20 protein-coding genes are annotated in these 17,550 nt (G+C 42.7%); 3 read left to right on the plus strand and 17 right to left on the minus strand.

What is annotated here, in order from left to right:
* Positions 1–156: 156 nt before the first annotated feature.
* The 4 genes from ABVF09_RS13175 to ABVF09_RS13190 form a co-directional block, all read right to left on the minus strand.
* Positions 157–915 (minus strand): iron ABC transporter ATP-binding protein, encoded by a 759-nt coding sequence (locus tag ABVF09_RS13175; RefSeq protein WP_026772349.1) that lies wholly within the window; start codon positions 913–915, stop codon positions 157–159.
* Positions 909–1,823: an iron chelate uptake ABC transporter family permease subunit gene (locus tag ABVF09_RS13180; RefSeq protein WP_371069414.1), complete on the minus strand. Its 915-nt coding sequence runs from the start codon at positions 1,821–1,823 to the stop codon at positions 909–911. Before ABVF09_RS13180 ends, ABVF09_RS13175 begins: the two co-directional genes overlap by 7 nt.
* A 28-nt stretch (positions 1,824–1,851) precedes the next feature.
* The gene (locus tag ABVF09_RS13185) at positions 1,852–2,802 is read right to left on the minus strand and encodes an ABC transporter permease (RefSeq protein ID WP_026772347.1); all 951 of its coding nucleotides are present in this window, start codon (positions 2,800–2,802) and stop codon (positions 1,852–1,854) included.
* A gap of 317 nt (positions 2,803–3,119) precedes the next feature.
* A complete protein-coding gene (locus tag ABVF09_RS13190; RefSeq protein WP_026569521.1) occupies positions 3,120–3,365 on the minus strand; it encodes a glutaredoxin family protein in 246 nt (81 codons plus the stop codon).
* A gap of 256 nt (positions 3,366–3,621) precedes the next feature.
* Between ABVF09_RS13190 and ABVF09_RS13195 the strand changes: the two genes are divergently transcribed.
* Together ABVF09_RS13195 and ABVF09_RS13200 are read left to right on the plus strand one after the other, a co-directional pair.
* Positions 3,622–4,767, plus strand: a complete 1,146-nt coding sequence (locus tag ABVF09_RS13195; protein ID WP_026772346.1) for a conserved virulence factor C family protein — start codon at positions 3,622–3,624, stop codon at positions 4,765–4,767.
* Between the two features lie 12 nt (positions 4,768–4,779).
* Positions 4,780–5,208, plus strand: coding sequence for a BrxA/BrxB family bacilliredoxin (locus ABVF09_RS13200; protein ID WP_026569519.1), 429 nt, complete (start codon positions 4,780–4,782; stop codon positions 5,206–5,208).
* 68 nt (positions 5,209–5,276) lie between these two features.
* Here ABVF09_RS13200 and ABVF09_RS13205 read toward each other — a convergent pair whose 3' ends face one another.
* The 6 genes from ABVF09_RS13205 to ABVF09_RS13230 form a co-directional block, all read right to left on the minus strand.
* Positions 5,277–5,516, minus strand: a complete 240-nt coding sequence (locus ABVF09_RS13205) for a hypothetical protein (protein ID WP_026569518.1) — start codon at positions 5,514–5,516, stop codon at positions 5,277–5,279.
* A 72-nt stretch (positions 5,517–5,588) separates the two neighbouring features.
* Positions 5,589–5,843, minus strand: coding sequence for an alpha/beta-type small acid-soluble spore protein (locus ABVF09_RS13210; RefSeq protein WP_026569517.1), 255 nt, complete (start codon positions 5,841–5,843; stop codon positions 5,589–5,591).
* On the minus strand, positions 5,827–6,087 hold the full coding sequence (locus ABVF09_RS13215; RefSeq protein ID WP_081704652.1) for a YozQ family protein: 261 nt from the start codon (positions 6,085–6,087) through the stop codon (positions 5,827–5,829). Before ABVF09_RS13215 ends, ABVF09_RS13210 begins: the two co-directional genes overlap by 17 nt.
* Before the next feature lie 24 nt (positions 6,088–6,111).
* Positions 6,112–6,375: a hypothetical protein gene (locus tag ABVF09_RS13220; RefSeq protein ID WP_026772345.1), complete on the minus strand. Its 264-nt coding sequence runs from the start codon at positions 6,373–6,375 to the stop codon at positions 6,112–6,114.
* Between the two features lie 342 nt (positions 6,376–6,717).
* The gene (locus tag ABVF09_RS13225) at positions 6,718–7,878 is read right to left on the minus strand and encodes a serine hydrolase (RefSeq protein WP_037329399.1); all 1,161 of its coding nucleotides are present in this window, start codon (positions 7,876–7,878) and stop codon (positions 6,718–6,720) included.
* 211 nt (positions 7,879–8,089) lie between these two features.
* Positions 8,090–9,346 carry a coiled-coil domain-containing protein gene (locus ABVF09_RS13230; RefSeq protein WP_371069375.1) on the minus strand — a complete coding sequence of 419 codons (1,257 nt, stop codon included), beginning with the start codon at positions 9,344–9,346 and terminating at the stop codon, positions 8,090–8,092.
* 449 nt (positions 9,347–9,795) lie between these two features.
* On the opposite strand from ABVF09_RS13230, the gene ABVF09_RS13235 reads away from it, so the two are divergent.
* Positions 9,796–10,731 (plus strand): NADP-dependent oxidoreductase, encoded by a 936-nt coding sequence (locus ABVF09_RS13235; protein WP_371069376.1) that lies wholly within the window; start codon positions 9,796–9,798, stop codon positions 10,729–10,731.
* A 456-nt stretch (positions 10,732–11,187) separates the two neighbouring features.
* On the opposite strand, the gene ABVF09_RS13240 is transcribed toward ABVF09_RS13235, so the two are convergent.
* From ABVF09_RS13240 to ABVF09_RS13270, 7 genes are all read right to left on the minus strand, one after another.
* The gene (locus tag ABVF09_RS13240) at positions 11,188–12,417 is read right to left on the minus strand and encodes a hemolysin family protein (RefSeq protein ID WP_153465330.1); all 1,230 of its coding nucleotides are present in this window, start codon (positions 12,415–12,417) and stop codon (positions 11,188–11,190) included.
* Positions 12,418–12,547: 130 nt separating this feature from the next.
* Positions 12,548–13,342, minus strand: a complete 795-nt coding sequence (gene zupT / locus ABVF09_RS13245) for a zinc transporter ZupT (protein ID WP_035426756.1) — start codon at positions 13,340–13,342, stop codon at positions 12,548–12,550.
* Positions 13,343–13,925: 583 nt separating this feature from the next.
* The gene (locus tag ABVF09_RS13250; RefSeq protein ID WP_026569511.1) at positions 13,926–14,186 is read right to left on the minus strand and encodes a metal-sensitive transcriptional regulator; all 261 of its coding nucleotides are present in this window, start codon (positions 14,184–14,186) and stop codon (positions 13,926–13,928) included.
* A 427-nt stretch (positions 14,187–14,613) separates the two neighbouring features.
* Positions 14,614–15,390: a sulfite exporter TauE/SafE family protein gene (locus tag ABVF09_RS13255; protein WP_153465332.1), complete on the minus strand. Its 777-nt coding sequence runs from the start codon at positions 15,388–15,390 to the stop codon at positions 14,614–14,616.
* Between the two features lie 125 nt (positions 15,391–15,515).
* Complete coding sequence (locus tag ABVF09_RS13260; protein ID WP_026772341.1) at positions 15,516–15,743, minus strand: sulfurtransferase TusA family protein; 228 nt, start codon at positions 15,741–15,743, stop codon at positions 15,516–15,518.
* A 40-nt stretch (positions 15,744–15,783) separates the two neighbouring features.
* Positions 15,784–16,911 (minus strand): MBL fold metallo-hydrolase, encoded by a 1,128-nt coding sequence (locus tag ABVF09_RS13265; RefSeq protein ID WP_371069377.1) that lies wholly within the window; start codon positions 16,909–16,911, stop codon positions 15,784–15,786.
* A gap of 68 nt (positions 16,912–16,979) precedes the next feature.
* The gene (locus tag ABVF09_RS13270; RefSeq protein ID WP_371069378.1) at positions 16,980–17,549 is read right to left on the minus strand and encodes a sulfurtransferase TusA family protein; all 570 of its coding nucleotides are present in this window, start codon (positions 17,547–17,549) and stop codon (positions 16,980–16,982) included.
* Position 17,550: the final 1 nt, after the last annotated feature.

The raw sequence follows: 17,550 nt of genomic DNA on the forward strand, positions 1-17,550 counted from the left end.
AAAGCTCACTTTTCTTCCTCGGCCTGTCTTCCTTCTTCCCTTAAAAACAATCATTGAACAGTTATTAATTGGGCCCACTGTCAGACTGTCCTTCGGGAAAGCGTCGATCAGGTTTACGGAAAATCGGCATGCCTTCCTGTCATTTGATACACATCATTAAGAAAAGTACAAACAAATCTTGCATTGATCGATATCCTGGATATCAATATCCATATCATAAACTTCTTTTAAGACCGCCTTGTCGATAATCTCGTTTGTCGGCCCCTTGTTCACAATTTTCCCATCTTTTAATGCAACAATATAATCAGAATATACAGAAGCGAAGTTAACATCATGAATGACAAGAATGACTGTTTTGCCAAGGTCATTCACCAGCCTCCGCAAGACTTTCATAATTTGCACGGAATGTTTCATATCGAGATTGTTCAATGGTTCGTCCAGCAAAATATATTCCGTATCCTGGGCGATTACCATGGCGATATATGCCCGTTGCTGCTGTCCTCCGCTTAGTTGGTCGAGAAACTTATCCTGGATTTCCTGTAACTCCATATAAGCGATTGCTTCATCGACAAACCGCTTGTCTTCTTTGCTTAATTTTCCCTGTGAATATGGAAAACGACCAAAGCTGACCAGTTCTTTCACGGTAAGCCGGATATTTATATGGTTGGACTGCCGGAGAATCGATATTTTTTTGGCCAGCTCTTTGTTTTTGCTTTCACTCACTTCCTGGCCATCTATCAAAATTTCTCCATGGTCTTTCGCAATTAACCGGCTGACCATGGACAACAGGGTGCTTTTGCCTGCCCCGTTTGGACCAATAAAAGATGTTATTTTCCCCCGGGGGATGTTCATCGACACATTATCCACTACATTTTTCGTTCCATATTGCTTGGAAACTTCTTTTACAACTACCATGCTTTACTCTCCTTTAATAAAAGATAGATAAAGTAAACCCCACCGACAAAATTGACGATTACACTCAAAGTCGTAGAAAAAGTGAACACACGCTCAACAATCAGTTGGCCCCCGACCAAGGCGACAACACTGATCAATATCGACCCGACAATCAAGTAACGATGACGGTACGTTTTCAAAAATTCGTGAGCGACATTGGCCACAAGTAACCCAAGGAAGGTTATCGGGCCGACCAACGCCGTGGATATAGACACTAAGACCGCAATGATGACCAGCATCCGTTTGACCACATAATCGTAATCCACCCCTAAATTGATCGCCTGTTCCTTTCCAAGCGCCATCACATCCAAGTATTTGGAAAAACGCCAAAAGTAAATCACAATCAACAGTACCAGCACAAAAGAAATAGCAAGTAAATCGGTATTGACATTGTTGAAACTTGCGAACATTTTATTCTGGACAATCATGAACTCGTTCGGATCAATCAACACCTGCATGAAAGTCGACAAACTTTCAAAAAATGTACCGAAAATCAATCCGACCAGAAGGAGAAAGTAAATATTTTTGCCACTCTGCTTAAAGAGGAGCTTATAAAGCACTCCGGCAAACAACACCATCATGCCGACCGAAAGAATGAAATTGAAATTTTTGTTCAGTACCATCACACTGTTCGATCCGAATACAAAAATGATAAATGTTTGAATCAATAAGTATAGTGAATCCAATCCGATGATGCTCGGAGTCAGAATCCGGTTGTTGGTGATGGTTTGAAATATAACAGTCGAAAATGCGATAACTCCGCCGGTAAGTGCGATAGCCAAAATTTTCGTCGTCCTTCTCGGCAGTATGTAGTCCCAGTTGCTGCCAGCACTGCCAAACAGAAAAACAATCACCAGGACAGCAGACATAACTGTAAGTATGATCAGTTTCGTTCGATTACTCATACGCTTTTCTCCTCAATACCAGGTATAGAAAAATTCCGCTACCGATGACGCCGACGGTGACTCCAATGGCAATTTCATAAGGGTAAATGATCACCCTGCCGATGATATCACAAGCAAGTACAAATACGGCACCTAGCAAAGCAGTATGAGTAAGGCTTTTTTTCAAGTGGTCCCCCTGATAGATGGTAACGATGTTCGGGATGATCAATCCCAGGAAAGGAATCATGCCGACCGTCAAAACAACAACCGTGGTGACCAGCGCCACAATAACCAAACCAATATTGACTACTTGTTTATGGTTCAAACCAAGATTGGTTGAAAATTCCTCTCCCATGCCGGCTATCGTAAAACGGTTGGCGTACAAATACGCTACCGCCAGCAAAGGAATGCTTATATACAATAATTCGTATCGCCCCTGTAATATCAAAGCGAAATTGCCCTGGAGCCAGGATGACATGTTTTGGATCAAATCTTCTTTATATGCAAAAAAAGTGGTGATGGAACTGACAATATTCCCAAACATCAATCCGACGAGCGGAATGAAGATGGCATCTTTGAACTTCACTTTATCGAGTATTTTCATGAAAATAAAAGTACCCAGCAAAGCAAAGAAAAAGGCGACCAGCATTTTTTGCAAAGGGCCGGCAGACGAGAACATCAGCAGCGAAATCAGGATACCGAATCTGGCCGAATCGATTGTCCCGGCCGTAGTGGGGGAAACAAATTTATTTCTGCTCAGTTGCTGCATGATCAGACCGCATATGCTCATTCCCATTCCGGCGATCAGAATACTGATCAGCCTTGGTACCCTGCTCACCCACAATATCTCCAGCTGATCCTCTGTAAGGTTGAATATATCGGAAGGCGACAGGCTTGTCACTCCGGTAAACAACGAGATGAGCGATAGTACAATCAGTGCTAGTGTCAAATAACGTAACTTCATAACAAAATCCTTCACTTTCCGTCTGCTCTTATGTAATTCCAGGACTAATTAATAATGAGATTCATTATCAATTAGCTACCCTTATATTATCATGTAATTTTCATCTGTCAACGCACCAGCGAAAATTATCAAAATTTTTGTGGAAAAGGAAGGCTTCTTCGTTCCTCGGAATAAGTGAATCTACCCATCCAACTAAGGTAAACCGTTTCTTAACAACCAATCGACACAACAGCTGGCAACTTGAACCGTCGTTTAAGCTTCTTCAAGGCAAAAAAATCCGGTCTGCAATGTATGCAGCCGGATAACTTTTACATCTTTTAGATTCCGAGCAAAACGGACAGCCGTTCTTTGTCAAATCCCATGACAACTTCCTGCTCATCAGCTTCTTTGATCACTGTCACCGGAGTTGCACTGGCCCCCAAGGCCATCACTTCGTTCATGTATTGAGAATCACTGCGAATATCGCGGTCTTCAAACGAGACTCCGTTGTCTTTCAGCCACTCCTTTTCAGCATGGCAAGGACTGCAGGTCTCCTGGCTGTAAAGAATCACTTGTTTCGCCATTTTCTTATTCCTCCTTTTCTTTGATTATTACTATAACCAAAACCGAAGATGTTTTAAAGAAAGGAAGCTTTTCCTCCACTCAGCAGGCAACTTTTCAAAAGTAAAAATATGGCCATTGTTTTCAGAACTGATTATTCAAGCCGGCTTTTTATTCCTGTCAATGAGATTCATGTGTCCCTGTCGCTGTCAGGATGATGGATTATCGCCGCAAAGTCTGGTAAAATTTCAGTCAAGAAGGCTTGAAAGGGGGATATAAGTGAAAATAATATCAATAGAGCCCACTCCCAGCCCGCATTCGATGAAAATCAATGTAGACGAGGAATTACCCGCAGGACAAAACCATAACTATAAACAAGGAGACGACTTACGTTCTGCTCCTGATTATATTCAAGCGCTATTTGACATAGAAGGCGTTAAGGGCATTTATCGGGTCGCTGATTTCCTTGCGTTGGAACGCCATCCAAAGCATGCATGGGAAACAATACTGCCGGCGGCGAGACAAATTTTCGGGGAAGAGCTGACAGGATCAGCCGGTAAGATAGAAGCCATCCAAACGCCTGATGACGCTTTTGGCGAAGTGAAAGTATATATCCAAAAGTTCCGTGGGTTGCCAATGCAGGTGAAATTGGAGGACGGTGATCGAGAACAGCGATTCGGCCTGCCCCAACGATTCCTGGATGCCGCAATGGAAGCGTCCACCGCATCAGCAAACATGGTGATGGAACGGAAATGGATAGAGCAAAGTCCCCGTTATGGTACATTGGAGGAAATCGGAGAAACTGTCGTGGATGAAATAACGGCCAGTTATGATGAGGAGCGGTTAAAAAAACTGGTAAACCTAGCCTTTGAGGATGGAACAGAGCAGAAATCAACAGAATCTGCAAAAGAACGTCCAAACCCGGCAGTGCTGGACGATCCTGACTGGAAAAAACGTTATGCGGCATTGGACAGACTGGGCGAGCCGGATGAAGAAGACCTTCCTTTTTTGGATAAAGCATTACAGGATGATAAAGCCTCTATCCGTCGTTTGGCCACTGCATACTTAGGTATGATAGAAGATCCTGCCGTGCTGCCTTTTTTATACAAAGCCCTCCACGATAAAGTGGTTACTGTCCGCCGCACGGCAGGCGATTGTATCTCAGATCTCGGATTCAAACAGGCAATGCCACAAATGACTGAATCGCTGAAAGACAAGAATCGGCTCGTACGTTGGCGTGCCGCCATGTTTTTATACGAGGTAGGAGATGAACGTGCGATTCCTGCTTTGGAGGCAGCCAGCGATGATCCGGAATTCGAAGTGAGGATGCAAGTGAACCTTGCCCTTGAACGAATCAAAGGCGGGGAAGAAGCAAAAGGTTCAGTATGGAGTCAGATGACCGAAGCAACCAAAAGTGAAAGTTAAGGAGGAAGCAAAATGAATGCATATGAACAATATATGAAAGAAATATCTCAGCCGATGAGATCAGAGCTGACAGAAGCTGGTTTCGAGGAATTGACATCTTCTGAAGCAGTCGATGAATTTATCCATTCAACTCAAGGCACTTCACTAGTCGTAGTCAATTCGGTCTGTGGATGTGCGGCCGGGCTTGCAAGACCGGCGGTAAGAGAATCCTTGAACAATGATAAAAAGCCAGATAACCTCGTGACTGTGTTCGCAGGACAAGACCGGGAAGCAACGGCAAGGATGCGCGAATATTTTGTGGGGATCGAACCCTCCTCCCCTTCAATGGCCGTTATGAAAGATGGAAAAGTCCTTCACTTTATTCCACGTGAAGAGATTGAAGATCATGAAGTGGAAGATATCGCAGCAAACCTTTCTCAGGCATACAACAAACACTGTTAACAAAAGCAAGCGGCAGACCCTGTATAAGTAAACAGGAGCTGCCGCTTTTTTAATCCCGGCCTGGCACTCTATACTTTTTCTACTAAAAACGCAGGTTTGTCCCTGAAATATTTTTCTCCATTTTCGGAAGAATGCTCAAAGAAACCGTTAAATTGGTGGACAACTTTATACTCTCTTTCTGGATCAGAAAAAAGCTGGGAGTCGTTTGATGAGATAATCACTACATCGCTTGAAGAAACAAAGCTGTCCAACTCGGAGGCCGAGTAATTTTCGCCCACTCTAAGATCGTTTAACTTATGTCTCGTCATCCTCTCACCCACCTTTCCTTACTATTCGATAACCACAAAGGAAAGGAGATAAACCCAGAACCAGACAGCTGCTTATTGCTTGTTTTTCAATTGTTCTTCTGCCATTTCGATCATTTCTTTAACCATATTGCCACCGATCTTGCCACCGATTTTCCCGGCATCTTTTGCCTTGATGTTTCCGTTGTATCCTTGTTTCAAATCAATGCCTTGTTCTTCGGCTGTTTCGTACTTTGCCTTATCCGGATCCTGCGTGTTGGAGACTTTTGCCTTAAGCCTGTCCAATCCTTCTCTAGCTTCCGGAACAAGAATTTTATTCCTTCTTGCCACCATTTTCACCCCTCCTTCTGTCATTTGTCATCTTCTCCCCATGATGGTTGATTAAATTGCCATTGTCATCTACTGCATCAATGGCTCCATCAATTGTGCCCTCTGTATAATCGTCGGAAACTTGTTCATGTGTTACAGCCATTCCTTTCGATAACTGTTCATCTTTCTGATAGTCAGCAGGATCATACATTTTTTCCGCTACCTTTTCAGCATCATTTTTCATGGATTTCCGTTTATTTGTCATCCTAATTCCTCCTACTATTCTTTTTTACAAGTGGGTGATTATTTCGTCCAGCTCTGTCAACAATTGCTCTGCTTCTTGCGGGGTCAAAAGAACGGGAATTTGATCATTCACCGTAATCGTACAGCTCTCCTGCCTGTCATTTTGTCTGGACAAATAATGATACAGCTGCTCCAATTGCCGATTGGAAAGGATGGACTGTGTTTGCAGATTTTTCACCCGCCGCAAATAAAACAGTTCATCATCATCAGAAAATTCACCGCTGAATAAAACGCCGTCAAAGTTGTTCACTGGATTACTCCTTTTCTTTCGTTTTCTTCTGTTAGTATGCGGCATATTCAACAGAATCATGCTAACTGGTTCAAGAAAACGACTGCCTGAAACAAGACACTCCTGTGCTTTGGTCAAAATCATCAATGCATGGAAGTACAAAAACCGAACGATGATTCGATGCATACACTTCGAAATCGTTCGGTTTCTTTTTAGTTCGATATAAATTAAGCTTCTTTAAATGGACAACCCATCATTCAAAAGAAAAGGGTCAGAGAGCTTTATTATAGTCAAGTAAATTTGAAGGTCCTCCGCTGTACTGCAAAGGTAAAATCCAAGACCTGTCTTATCCTAATGACGTTCCTACATGACCACACGTTTGATCCATTTCCGGAAAAACACCACTGCAATTCCTGCCAGTCCTGCAATTATCCACAGAGAAGTAAAACCGGACTGTTTATCGGGTTGATCAGCTGCTGCTTTCTTGCTTTTTTCAGCTTCTTGTTTATCTTTATCCCCTTTCAGTTCAAAAGAAATGTCCAATGATTGGTTCTCCTGTTCAATAGCCAAGTTTCCTTGATCATCCACCGAGAGTTCTGCATCCTGTCCCTTCATTTTGGTGTATACAATCGCATGGTCGGTACTGTACGCAGAACCGTTGTCACTAACAAACTCTGTCCCTTTTGGTACGGTGACCGTTTCGAATGAACCAAAACCATAATCAAGCAGAGCTTCAGCATCCTGGTAAGCCCAATCTTGTGTCGCTGCTTTCAACGTTACCGCAATCAACCGTTGGTCACCTCGCTCGGCTGTCGTGATCAAGGTATGTCCCGACTGATCGACATATCCGGTTTTACCGCCAGTGATCCCTTCATAAGGATTCTCCCGCATCATTTTGTGGTGATGATAAAGTGTGGTCGACCAGGCTTCTCCCTCCCACTTCAATTCTTTAGTTCCAAATATTTCTTTGAAAGTAGGATTTTTCATGGCGTATTGAGTTATTTTTGCCAGGTCTGAGGCCGTTGTAGTGTGATTTTCATTGAACAAACCATGGGCATTGGTGAAATGGGTATCGCGAACACCGATGACCGCCTTTAAATAGCTGTTTAAATCATCCGCGAATTGTGCAGAGCTTCCTCCCAGATGTTCGGCAATCGCGACGCCGGCATCATTGCCGGAATTGATGAGCATTCCCTGGATCAATTTTTTCAACGATACTTGCTCGCCTTCTTCCAGATATACTCTCGTTCCTTCAACTGACCGCGCATTGGCACTAACAGTCACCACTTCATCTAAATCGGCCGTTTCAATTGCATAAATGGCGGTTGCCACTTTGGTCAAACTAGCGGGATACATTGATTTCTCTGCGTTTTTTTCATATAAAACCTGTCCAGAATCCGCATCGATCAATATAGCGGATTCACTCAACAATTTTTCATTTAAATCAGCTGCATCGACGTTTGATGGCAGTATATGTTGGGTAAAGATAATCAATAATAAAAAAGAAGAAAGAAGTTTTTTCACAATAGCACCCCGCTAGTTAAACATTAAGTCATTCATAAGTGGGTCTTTTATCAACACCACTGCTCGGCGGATTGGAAGCATTCCTCCTGATGTCCGGCGACAACATTTGACAGTATGCTTCTAATCATTGGCTGTTAGTCACATGGCCTGCAATAAAAAGAGAACTCTCCATAACGGAAAGTCCTCTATGTTAACTTTTTCATACACCCGTTCAGTTCATTACCCGGACAACATGGCCTTTAAAGTGATTTTTCCAGTAACCGCTGGTCATGTTTGCTACAGCAACCCCTGTAGAGCTTTGGGAACCGATGAAGTTGCCGCCGCCGATATAAATACCGACATGTCCGTCTTTTTTGTAAGTATCAAAGAAGACTAAGTCACCAGGTTTCATATTGCCGGCAGATACTTTGCTTCCAGCGCCTGTCAAAGCTCCGGTGCTTGCCGGAACACTTACACCCGCCTGGGAGAACGCCCAGCTTACAAACCCGGAACAGTCGAATCGACCGTTTGCAACGTCAGAAGCCGTTCTTCCTCCACCAAATACATATACCGAATTGCCAATATACTTATATCCTGCTGAAATAACCGTACTTACATTTCCGCTTGCTCCCGTTGCCTTAGGGGCAGAGGATGCTGCCGAAGACCTGCCGAAAGACGAAGCATTATCGCGTGACTGCTCGATACTCATTGCCTGAATCTGCGTTTCCTGTTTTTCGATATCTTCTTTAATTTGCTGTTCCTCTGAAGCCAGCTGCTGATCCTTTTCCTGTAAGGATGCTTTTTCATCACGAGTGGCTTGTTCTTTTTCTTTCAATTCTTCCTTCAATTGATCATTTTGTTCTTTTTGCTCAAGTATCTGAGCCTGCATGCCTTCCAATTCTGTTTTCATGTCATTCAAATCAGCCAGCTTGTCGTCCATGTCCTGGCGCTTCGTTTCCAATTTTTCCTTATCCGCTTCATGCTGCTCCAGAAGATCGGCATCTGAATCCATCACTTTCGATACAAGGGTTACACGATCAATAAAATCACCAAAGTTTTTCGAACCTAGAATTACTTCCATGTAACTGACCGTACCACCATTTTTTTGTAACGTTTTTGCCCGTTCTTTCAAAATGTCGAATCGTTTTTCCATTGTTTCTTGAAGCTCGGCAATTTCCGCTTCGAGTTTTTCGATATCCTCTTTGGTCTGCTTGATTTCCGTTTTTGTATCAGTGATTTTCTGCTCGTTGTCTTTGATCGCCTGCTCTACCCGCTTGATTTGCTCGTTTAATTGCTCCAATTCAGCCAGTACTTCTTCAATCTCTGCTTGTTTCGCATCGATATCCGCCTGCACTTCCGACCGTTCGCTTTGCACTTGTTGCTGTTCGTCTTCCAGGCTCGTTTCTGCAGAAACAGCCGGTGCCGCGATCGCGCTTCCAAAACAAATCATTACGGCAGTGTTAATCCCGATCCACTTTCTCGTAAGCATGCTATTCCCCCTAAGTACCTTGTTTACAATTTAATCGCTATTTATGTATGAACTCTCTCGTAGTTATTGTTATCTATTTTTCTCGTAAATCTATCGATTGCAATTAGTAGTATATCACTACAAAATGACAGAAATATTATCTCAATATTACAATTGTGTATCAATTACAGGTAAAAAGTAACAAAAATCGCCTCGAAAGCTGTTTGATTGTGTAACTCTGACGAATTGGTTATGCTGTATTCCACGATTATTCACTTCTATCACGGGGTAAATAATAGAGATTTTACATTCTTGCTGTCATTGACTCGAAGCTCGATTAAAATCCAGTTAATAGATTTCATGGATTTTGTTCGTCAAGACCCATAAATGTAACCTTTTATCGAATGGCAGAAGTGTTAATCGGGAAAAGTAGTAATATTTGATGAAAACGAAGGAAAGAAGGGGTAATGATGAAAGCAGTCGTCATCGATCAATATGGATCCACGGATCAATTACATGAAATAGAGATGGAAAAACCGTCAATTGAAGCAGGACAGGTTTTAGTCGAAATGCATGCCACCTCTGTCAATCCGATTGATTGGAAGCTGAGAGAAGGTTATTTGAAAGAAATGCTGCCGTTTGATTTCCCGATAATTTTAGGGTGGGATGCCGCTGGAATCGTAAATGAAACCGGCTCAAACGTATCCCGGTTTCAGCCAGGGGATCGTGTATTTGCCAGACCAGCCACTACCCGGAATGGTACGTATGCAGAATACACCGCCATTGACGAAGGATTGCTGGCAAAAATGCCTGAAAACATAAGCTTTGAAGAAGCCGCTGCCGTGCCACTGGCAGGACTTACTGCGTGGCAGTGTCTCATAGACTTCGCCGAAATAAAAGAAGGCGATAAAGTGTTGATCCATGCCGGAGCTGGCGGAGTTGGAAGTTTTGCAATCCAAATCGCCAAAAGTTTTGGAGCTTATGTCGCTTCCACAGCCAGCGGAAAGAATGAAGATTTTCTGAAGCAGTTAGGCGTGGACCGGTTTATCAATTACCAGGAAGAAGATTTTGCAGAAGTACTGCAGGAATATGACATCGTCGTCGACACATTAGGTGGGGATATACAGAAAAAAAGCTTTGAAATCTTAAAAGAAGGCGGCACGCTCGTTTCGATTGTCGGAGAACCGGACAAGGAGATTGCCGACAGAAAACAAATCAAATCGGGGTCCTTGTGGCTCAACCCTGATGGCGAGCAACTGGCAGAACTCGGAAAGCTGCTGGAGGATGGAAAGGTGAAGGCAAACGTCGGCAAAACTTTCCCTCTGACTACCCAAGGAGTACGCGACGCACATAAACTGAGTGAAACTCATCATGCCCAGGGAAAAATCGTCATAAAAATAAAGTAAAGCAGCAACTAGTGTCTTTCTAAGACAGTTTGATTTGAAAATGACTGGCATAAAAGCCCAGTAGCCAATATAAAAGCCGGACGATATTTCCAAAGTTTTCGAAATACCGTCCGGTTTGCTATTATTTGCCACCGTCAGAAAACAGGGTTCTCTGCAAATAGATTTTCAATCCATATACCATCAAAGTAGCGATTTCCCACAAGCCACACAGGAACTAAACTCGCTTTCTGCTGACACGAACGACCGAGGTTCCTTGAAAAGTCCGCTGTGGATCCTATTTTGGTTAACAGGCTTTATAGTACAATCCATTTGACTATCTTTAATCTCCCGTATTTCTATGAAAAATTGGCGTCCCTCTCGCACCACGAACCCGCAGCAAGACAGGGAACACCACATTCCTGTGTAGAGTGCAAGACCTCTCTGGATAAGAACAAGTTACTCCTGTTCCAACGACCTTCACTCTGACATTTTTTCAATGGCTATGGATTGGAGCCGGTTTTCCTCTACTCGCAGAATTTCGAATTGCAGATTTTGAAAATAGATGATTTCCCCCTCCTCGGGAAATCGACCGAATTCACGTAACAAAAACCCCGACAAGATATCCTCTTCTTCCGGTATATCAGTTCGGAACATTTCATTCAATCGATGAAGGGATAATTTCCCGTTACAAACTATTCTGTTTTCTCCCAATTCCTCAATCAAGACTTCCTCGTTATCGTCTGTCTCGTCTTTTATTTCCTGCCCGATCATCGCTTCGATAATATCTTCATTACTTAAGATTCCGCTAGTCCCCCCGTATTCATCGAGAACGATAGCCATATGTTTCCGTTCTTTCAGCATTAGTTTGAACACTTTTTCTATGGAATAAAACTCAAAAACATACAACGGTTCTCCGTCCATGAATTCTTCTAAAGGCTTGTCCTGTTCCAGTGACCAGGCCAACAGTTGTTTAGCATGGAATACACCGATAATGTTATCCATGTTGTCCTGGTAAACAGGATAGCGCGTATGATTGCTGTTCATCACGTCGGACAAAGCAGTTTCATAGGTAGCATCGGCGGGAATGCCGTCGATTTCCATACGCGGGGTTTTCAATGCGTCTCTCACATCTAGTCGCTGGAAATCGATGACCCCCTTTATCCGGTGTTTTTCCTCGCTGGCAAATGTTCCTTCCGCAGTCGCGATATCGACCATCGTGATAAATTCTTCTTTTGAAATGGAAACCTTGTCCGGATCTTCACTGGATACTAGCCGGATAACAAGTCTGGTCAGCTTGTTCAATAGAAAGGTTAAAGGCTTGGTTATCATCATCAACAGACGAATGAACGGAAAAACTATATAGGATACTTTTTCTGCAAAAGCAGCTGCAATCGATTTCGGCAACACTTCTGCAAAAATGATCAATACAAACGTCAAAATCCCTGTCGCCATTCCCACATTGAACCCATATTCGATGGCAACCATTGTTACCAGCGTCGGCAGCATGATATTGGAGATATTGTTTCCAATCAGAATGGCCGTAATCAATTCATCGGGCTTCTGCACCATTTTCAACAGATTTTGCGATCGCTTGTCCCCGTTCTCCGCTTTCGATTTCACCTTCATTTTATTTACGGCTGTCAATGCAGTTTCACTGCCTGACAGGAAAAAAGACGCTACTAAGAAAAAAATAATGGCGAAAAACACGTGTCATCCTCCAATTTTCGTTTTCATTGATAGAGTTCCCCAATAAGTATAAATCATTTGAGAAGGAACGTGCACCCAGAAGGAAAGGTCGCCAGCAAAATTTTATTGCCGCTCCCTTTCCTGTTCCATGCTAAATAAACAAAAGAAGACTCAACGCCATGACAGCCATGCCGCCGATCAAACCATAAATGGATAGATGGGCTTCATCATATCTTTTGGAAGCAGGAAGCAGCTCGTCAAGCGAAATAAACACCATGATTCCTGCGACAGCAGCAAAAATCATTCCAAACATTACATCATTCAGAAAGGGCATAAGAAGAAAATAGGCAGCAACAGCACCGACCGGCTCAGACAACCCGGACAAGAAAGACAGTTTGAAAGCTTTTCGCTTATCCCCCGTGGAGAAATAAACAGGAACCGAAACAGCAATCCCTTCCGGAATATTATGAATAGCAATAGCGACAGCTATCGCAAGACCGAGCGCGGGGTCCTGCAATGCCGATGTAAAAGTGGCAATCCCTTCCGGAAAGTTATGGATTCCGATTGCCAATGCTGTGAAGGTGCCCATTTTCAAAAGGGAGGGATCGCTGACAGTCCGTTTGTGTTTAGACATATCCTCTACTTTCTTTACTTCATGTGGATTCCCTTGCTTCGGTATGATTTTATCAATCAAGGCAATCAACAGCATTCCGGCGAAAAAACCGATAACCGTAAACCAGTGCCCAGGTCCATTGCCAAGCGCGCCGACAAGGGCATCTTGGGCTTTCACAAAAATCTCGATCATGGAAACATAAATCATGACCCCGGCAGAAAAGCCGAGGGAAAAGGATAAAAACTTAGTATTGGTAGTGGAAGTGAAGAAGGCCAGCAAACTCCCGATACCAGTGGCCAAACCTGCCATTAAAGTGAGGGCGAAAGCAAGCATTACATTTTCCAAAGCACATCTTCTCCTCTGCTCACAAGATAGCCATCAAGTGGGATTAGTATATGTTCATCCGCCGATAACTTTACAGGAAATCTCCTGTAAACAAGTATATTCCCAGTAGGCGGATAAATTGGTCTCTGGAAAAATAGTATGCAGCAAGAACATAAAATGTCCATCGAGGAGCTTATCTATCTGGTAATTCATAACCGTCCAACGTGAAGACGAAATTTTAAACAGAAGAGTGGCCAGACAAAAGCATGGCCACCAAAGCAACAACCGGGCGAACTTGAACTATCAATCAAATTCGTTCGACTTTTACTATTTGTGTTCTTTAGATAGATTTCTTATCATCCTGTTGTTTGATGCGTGGTTCGTATCGCTACGGCAAGATACTACGCGTTCCACGGGCACGGCTTCAACTTCCTCAGAAAGCAAAAGACGTTCAGCGTATTTGCCTGCCGACCATGCTTTGCAGGTCAATCCAAAAACATACATATACGGGTAAGCGTATGATGAAACCTAAAAAATATCTGGTGATCACTATAATAAAAAGGCTTCTGTTAAAAGAAACTAATTAAGTGCATTATCTACTTTTCACTAGTAAATTCACCGCTTCTTTTATTAATTCTTCGGAGCTTTCCCCAGCTTCTTGTTCCTCTCGAATGCATCGCTCCAGATTGGTACTTACAATAAGCGCCGCTGTTTTATCCAGAGCACTTCTTACGGCTGACATTTGTGTAACGACATCTCTGCAATCCTTTTGTTCTTCCATCATTCGTACCAAACCTCTGACTTGCCCTTCAATCCTTTTCATTCTATTTTTCATTTGAGCATTGTATTCCATAACGGTACTCCTCCTTCTTCTTTTTACCAGGTAAGAAATAGCCGACTACCCGAAAACCTTTCTTTCTTAACAACCTAATACTCAAATAGCTCTCCGTTCGATCGGAATTAATGACAATCAAATCTTTATCTATAGGCAAATGGACATAATGGCGTTTTAGATAGGGAAGTGGTATGCAAAAAGTATTTCCGTCGATTTTTTCTTTGGACGAGGTTTGGTAGTCCCTTGTATCTAAAAATATCACATCTGATTTGCTATTTAAATCATTTGTCCGTTTTCTCAGTTCTTTGACTCCCTGTACTGGGAAATATCTTTGATAGAGAGTCAAAAAAACGAGTATGAATACGATTGATAAGAAACCCATTGATTCTCCCCCACTCCTTCATTCAAATGCGGTTGTTATCTCTTTTCGATTATAATGTCCGTTTTAAAGAATCTCCATCCATATCTTCACTGCAGTCCCTGTTATCAACAATGCCAGAATCATTTGCAACACTTTCGTATTTGTTTTTTTAGCTGCCTTTGCTCCCAAAGGCGAAGCAATTAAACTAGCAACAACCATAATTGCAGCGGCAAAATACTCTACTTGCCCTGTAGAAATCTTTCCTATCGTTGCTCCGATGGACGATAAAAAAGTGATAGCTAATGAAGAAGCGATAGTCATTCTTGTAGGGATCTTCAAAACGCCCAACATAATCGGGACTAAAAGAAATGCACCGCCAGCACCCACAATTCCAGCGCCAATCCCGACTAAAAAAGCAAGAAATGCCGCTAGCCCCTTGTTGAATGTCACTTGTTCCAAAGGAATTTCCTCCTTTATCTTTTTCGGAAGGAACATCATGATAACTGCAATTATCGCCAACACTCCATAAACGACATTGACACTATTTTCTGATAGATGGGTCGAACCGAATCCACCAATAAAACTTCCGATTAAAATACTAACCCCCATGTAACCAATCAAAGATATATTCAACAATCCGCCTTTCCGATAGGCCCATACACCGCCGATTGTTGCAAATAACACTTGGATGGCAGTAATTCCAGAAACTTCATGGGCACTGAACTCGGCCACTCCCAAGGCAGCAGGAATATACAATAGCATGGGAAAGTTTATAATAGATCCCCCGATACCAAGCATTCCTGAAAAAAACGAACCTACAAAACCCAAGAAGAAAATCGTCACAATAACAAAAAAATCCATGGTTGAACCTCCTTATAAGAAAAGCGCAAGCGCCTTGGGCACCCCCGACAAGCTTAAGCGAATCCTCGAAGTGGTTTATGCTTTCTTATCTTTAAAAAAAGAGGAACCTAGAGCGGTTCCCTCTTTCATCCCTTTTTGATCCAAAATTTTAAAACATCATTTTCTTCAGTATCTTTCAGTAATTCATGACCTCCGGATTTTGCCCAAGCGGACAAATCGCTTTTTGCCCCTTTATCGGTGGCATGTACTTCAAGGATTTGACCGGATTCCAAATCGTTCATTGCCTTTTTTGTCCTTACAATCGGCATTGGGCAAGCCAATCCTTTTGCATCTATTACTTTAGTTACATCCATCTTCTATTCCTCCTTGTATTTTTCTCTTCGCTTTCCTCGATCAACGAACTGCACAGCGGTTCGGCCCGATCTCCATTTCTCTTTGCTTTTCTTCTTCCGGGTCGATCATCCCCATATTTGTTTCACGGATTTCATGGTATGCATTAGGCTGCGGCGGCAAGTTTTCCGTTACAATTTTCCTGAACGCTGTTTCATCCGCTATGTTCAACCCATGATTTTTCTTAAAGAGCACACCCAATTTTTCTCCAACACTTCCATCATCATTCAATTCATTCATAATCATAAAGTGTGCGGGTAAAACAATTAGTTCCGAAGACAATTCTCTATAACGGGTATACAGGCTTTCTCTTAAATCACCGACCCAGTCTTCGGCCCTTCCTGCCAAATCTGGTCGTCCAATAGAGTCGATGAATAAAATATCCCCAGTCAGTAAAAACTTGTCATCTACGACAAAAGATGTGGAGCCAATCGTGTGTCCTGGTGTATATAGGGCATGGATATCAATCGCTGTGTTCCCAATGGTTACTTCCTGTCCACCTTCTAATGCTGTATATGTGAAAGTAACTTCCTGTGCATCTTGTGAAGGCATCCAATATGTTGCACCTGTTTGTTCAGCGATTTTTCTTCCCCCAGAGATATGATCTGCATGAAGATGTGTATCAAACACGTTGGTTATCTTTGCTTCTTTACTTCTTGCAAAATCTATAAAAACATCTATCATCCGTGTGGCATCGATGATTGCAGCTTCCCCATCCGAAAGAACCATGTAAGACAAGCAGCCTTTCCCGATACGCACAAACTGATAAACTTCACCGCCGCCTTTCAAGTCTCCTACTTTGACAGGCTCTAAATGTTCACTCCAAGCCTTCATCCCACCTTGCAAAACAGAGACCGTCAAACCTTCGTCAGACAGCATTTCTGCTACCATTACAGACGAACCCTCTTTCGCACAAACCACCAATACCTCTTTGTTTGAAGGGATTTTATCCAGGACTTCGTCCACTCCATCCAACAGTTCAAAATAAGGGATGTTCAAATAGTCGAAGTTTTCTCCTTCAATTTTCCAATCTGAAAATGCATCCGGATTGCGAACATCTAAAATAAACAGCTCTTCCTTGTTAATAACCTTCTTCGTGACTTCATGTGCGGTCATCATGTTCACGCCCATATTCTTACCCCCTACCGTATATTTTCAATCAAAAAAAATCATGGTTAATTCTTGTTTTTTCCTTATTCTCAATTGTTCAGTTTTTTCGTTTCTCCGTTCCACTGACTCATGCCTGGCACAACATTGACGACATGTTCAAAACCGTTTTCTGTCAATTTTTGAGCAGCTAGATCACTTCTGCTTCCTGTGCGACAGACGACATAAATTTCATCCTCTTTGTTTAATTCATCCAGACGTTTTTCCAGATCTCCTAGCGGGATAGAAACCGCACTCGGGATGTGATTGAACGCAAATTCTGCTGTCTCTCTTACATCGAGAACAACAATGTTTTCCGATAACTTTGCCTGTAAATCTTCGTTTGTCGCGGTTTTAGGATGTTGTTTTTCAACCGTTTCTTCTTCGGATGCTTTTCGTAAATAGTGTTTTAACGTTGTGCCTTCCTCCAGTGTACCTAAATATTGGTGTCCGGCACTGTTGGCCCACGCCTCGATATCAGCTTTCGATCCTTTATCGGTTGCTTGTACTTCGATCACATGCCCCGCTTCCACATCTTTCATCGCTTTTTTCGTTTTCACGATTGGCATTGGACATGCCAATCCTTTGGCATCCAACACTATATTGGCTTTCACGTTTTCCATA

Origin of the sequence: Sediminibacillus sp. JSM 1682029, from assembly GCF_041366435.1 — a bacterium.
Classification (GTDB): Bacteria; Bacillota; Bacilli; order Bacillales; family Amphibacillaceae; genus Sediminibacillus; species Sediminibacillus terrae.

What these genes read in the sequence shown, in the direction of transcription:
- ABVF09_RS13175 (WP_026772349.1), bottom strand. Translation starts at nt 915, where the DNA reads ATGGTAGTTGTAAAAGAAGTTTCCAAGCAATATGGAACGAAAAATGTA.
- ABVF09_RS13180 (WP_371069414.1), bottom strand. Translation starts at nt 1,823, where the DNA reads ATGTCTGCTGTCCTGGTGATTGTTTTTCTGTTTGGCAGTGCTGGCAGC.
- ABVF09_RS13185 (WP_026772347.1), bottom strand. Translation starts at nt 2,802, where the DNA reads ATGAAGTTACGTTATTTGACACTAGCACTGATTGTACTATCGCTCATC.
- ABVF09_RS13190 (WP_026569521.1), bottom strand. Translation starts at nt 3,365, where the DNA reads ATGGCGAAACAAGTGATTCTTTACAGCCAGGAGACCTGCAGTCCTTGC.
- ABVF09_RS13200 (WP_026569519.1), top strand. Translation starts at nt 4,780, where the DNA reads ATGAATGCATATGAACAATATATGAAAGAAATATCTCAGCCGATGAGA.
- ABVF09_RS13205 (WP_026569518.1), bottom strand. Translation starts at nt 5,516, where the DNA reads ATGACGAGACATAAGTTAAACGATCTTAGAGTGGGCGAAAATTACTCG.
- ABVF09_RS13215 (WP_081704652.1), bottom strand. Translation starts at nt 6,087, where the DNA reads ATGACAAATAAACGGAAATCCATGAAAAATGATGCTGAAAAGGTAGCG.
- ABVF09_RS13230 (WP_371069375.1), bottom strand. Translation starts at nt 9,346, where the DNA reads ATGCTTACGAGAAAGTGGATCGGGATTAACACTGCCGTAATGATTTGT.
- ABVF09_RS13235 (WP_371069376.1), top strand. Translation starts at nt 9,796, where the DNA reads ATGAAAGCAGTCGTCATCGATCAATATGGATCCACGGATCAATTACAT.
- zupT (WP_035426756.1), bottom strand. Translation starts at nt 13,342, where the DNA reads ATGCTTGCTTTCGCCCTCACTTTAATGGCAGGTTTGGCCACTGGTATC.
- ABVF09_RS13250 (WP_026569511.1), bottom strand. Translation starts at nt 14,186, where the DNA reads ATGGAATACAATGCTCAAATGAAAAATAGAATGAAAAGGATTGAAGGG.
- ABVF09_RS13255 (WP_153465332.1), bottom strand. Translation starts at nt 15,390, where the DNA reads ATGGATTTTTTTGTTATTGTGACGATTTTCTTCTTGGGTTTTGTAGGT.
- ABVF09_RS13260 (WP_026772341.1), bottom strand. Translation starts at nt 15,743, where the DNA reads ATGGATGTAACTAAAGTAATAGATGCAAAAGGATTGGCTTGCCCAATG.
- ABVF09_RS13265 (WP_371069377.1), bottom strand. Translation starts at nt 16,911, where the DNA reads ATGGGCGTGAACATGATGACCGCACATGAAGTCACGAAGAAGGTTATT.
- ABVF09_RS13270 (WP_371069378.1), bottom strand. Translation starts at nt 17,549, where the DNA reads ATGGAAAACGTGAAAGCCAATATAGTGTTGGATGCCAAAGGATTGGCA.